Origin of the sequence: Vibrio sp. V42_P2S4T144, assembly GCF_009904715.1 — a bacterium.
GTDB lineage: Bacteria > Pseudomonadota > Gammaproteobacteria > Enterobacterales > Vibrionaceae > Vibrio > Vibrio alginolyticus.
In genome coordinates this window covers 1-2380 of sequence record NZ_WXWS01000579.1, presented here as the reverse complement: position 1 = coordinate 2380, position 2380 = coordinate 1, and the positions used below count along the sequence as shown (strand labels likewise).

Here is a 2380-nt window from a genome sequence, read left to right as displayed (position 1 = left end):
AAGTCCTTAAGCATAGCATTATCTAACTTGCGAAAATGTGCTTCTGCCCGCTTTGCTTGATAAGGATGCATACCCAGTTCTACGAGCGCTTGGCGACCGAGATCTAGTGCCCCTAGAAATGTTTCACGAGAGTAATTCTCTACACCATGACTCATTAACTGGTAAGCCTCGACACGGCTTCTTGCTCGGGCTAACAACTTAAGTTTCGGGAAGTGCACGCGACAAATGTCCACGATGGCCATCACCTCATCAGGTGAATCAGTACAAATAACCAATGCTTCCGCTTTATCAGCGCCAGCAGCCCTCAATAGGTCAATTTGTGTAGCATCGCCATAAAACACTTTGTAACCATACTTACGTAATAGGTGGATTTGGCTGGCATCACTTTCTAATACTGTCACTTTGATTTTATTGGCATACATTAAACGTCCGACGATCTGACCGAAACGTCCAAAGCCTGCAATGATAACGCGTGGTCGGCGATCCACGACTTTCGTGGTCATGCCCTCTTCTTCTTGATTCAGGGTATGAGCAAACCACTTCTTTTGTCCCATCAGCAAAAGAGGAGTCGTCACCATGGATAGACTGACCACCACCAACAGAAACGCCACTTGCTCTTTGGACAAAATGCCCTCTTGGCTCGCCGCGGTAAATATGACAAAGGCAAACTCACCGCCTTGGCTCAAAATTGCAGCCATACGGCTTCTCGCTTTGGCTCCAACACGGGCAGCTCTCGCCAATGCATACAAAACCAAACCCTTAACTACGACCAAAGCCACCACCGCACCGAGAATCTCTAAAGGGTGTAATGCCAATAACCCCAAGTTTACCGCCATGCCCACCGCAATAAAGAATAACCCCAACAACAGACCTTTAAATGGCTCGATAGCGATTTCCAGCTCATGGCGATACTCACTCTCTGCCAGCAAAACGCCTGCTAAAAAAGTCCCCAATGCCATCGAAAGGCCGAGCTTTTGCATCACGACCGAAATGCCAAGCACGACTAAAAGTGCAGCAACGGTAAAGAGTTCACGAACGCCGCTCATCACGACAAAACGAAATAGCGGACGTAGTAAAAAGTGACCTCCAATCAACAGTGCTACCACACTGCCTAAAATAGTGAAGACATCCAACCAACTTCCACCACTATGCCCGCCTGCTAGCAAGGGCAACATCGCCAACATCGGGATCACTGCAATATCTTGAAAGAGCAGCACCGCAAAACCAGATTGCCCCGTTTCGGTACCATTAAGCCCTTGCTCTTCAATGACTTTAAGTGCAATCGCCGTCGAGGACAGCGCCAACCCCATCCCGATCACTAAACTCACTTGCATGCTTACGCCAAACATACTGACGACACTACCAATCACGGCGGTCGTGACCACAACCTGCGCACCGCCTAAACCTAAAATCGGCCCTCGCATCTGCCACAATTTTTTAGGGTTTAATTCCAGCCCTATCAAAAACAGTAACAACACAACCCCAAGCTCGGCAAAATGCAAAATGGCATCAACGTCGCTAATTAAGCCAAGCCCCCATGGGCCAATCAACACACCAGCGAGTAAATAACCTAAAACCGAGCCAAGCCCAAGGCGCTGAGCAATCGGCACCGCAATAACCGCAGCCGAAAGAAAGACCACACTGCTTTGAAGAAACTCACTGGTGATCGCCATACTGACCTCCTCGATCTGCCGCTTGCCAGTTTTCAAGTGGGTTACTCAGCCATCCACGGTATAACTCGGCATGTTCGTAGCGTTCAATATCCGAAACATTTCTTGACCAATACAACACCAGAGGTTCAATCCAGTGCATTTGGCATAGGGCTGCCGTCAGTTCAAACGGTTGCAAGATTTGCTCAAGTGGGTATTTGTTGTACCCCTTCGCGCTGAAGGCTTCTTCTTTACCACCTGTTGTAATGACACTGCGCCAGTATTTTCCTTCTAGCGCCGCACCTCCGCCAAACGCAAAGCCTTTACCTAACACTCGGTCTAGCCACTCTTTTAATAGGGCTGGACATGAATACATATAAAGTGGGTGGTGAAATACAATCACATCGTGAGCGAGCAACAACTCATGTTCGTAATTCACATCAATAAAGAAATCGGGGTAAACACCGTAAAGATCGTGCACAGTGACGTGATCAAGCGACTGAGCTTTTTTTATCATCACTTGATTGGCAATCGAGTTATGTGACTCTGGATGAGCATAAATGACCAGAACTTTTGGGAGAATAGACGGTGCAACAGCCAAATGGTCGTCCTTGTGGTTATTTTTATCCGTTATCAAATTGTTATACTTTTTTGTACAGCATAATGCAATTAAAGCGAATCAATCGACTTTTCCGGCCAATACCCCTACTATTCACCGCTAGATATATACC

Annotated in this window: 2 protein-coding genes; both read right to left on the bottom strand. The window is 47.3% G+C overall.

Translation table 11 applies throughout. The annotated features are described in order from the left end of the window. A partial coding sequence (gene kefB / locus CAG68_RS19135) for a glutathione-regulated potassium-efflux system protein KefB (RefSeq protein ID WP_161441522.1) occupies positions 1 to 1673 on the bottom strand: 1673 nt, incomplete at its 3' end. Next, on the bottom strand, positions 1657 to 2250 hold the full coding sequence (gene kefG / locus CAG68_RS19130; protein WP_054730473.1) for a glutathione-regulated potassium-efflux system ancillary protein KefG: 594 nt from the start codon (positions 2248 to 2250) through the stop codon (positions 1657 to 1659). The genes kefB and kefG, both read right to left, overlap by 17 nt. Positions 2251 to 2380 lie beyond the last annotated feature (130 nt).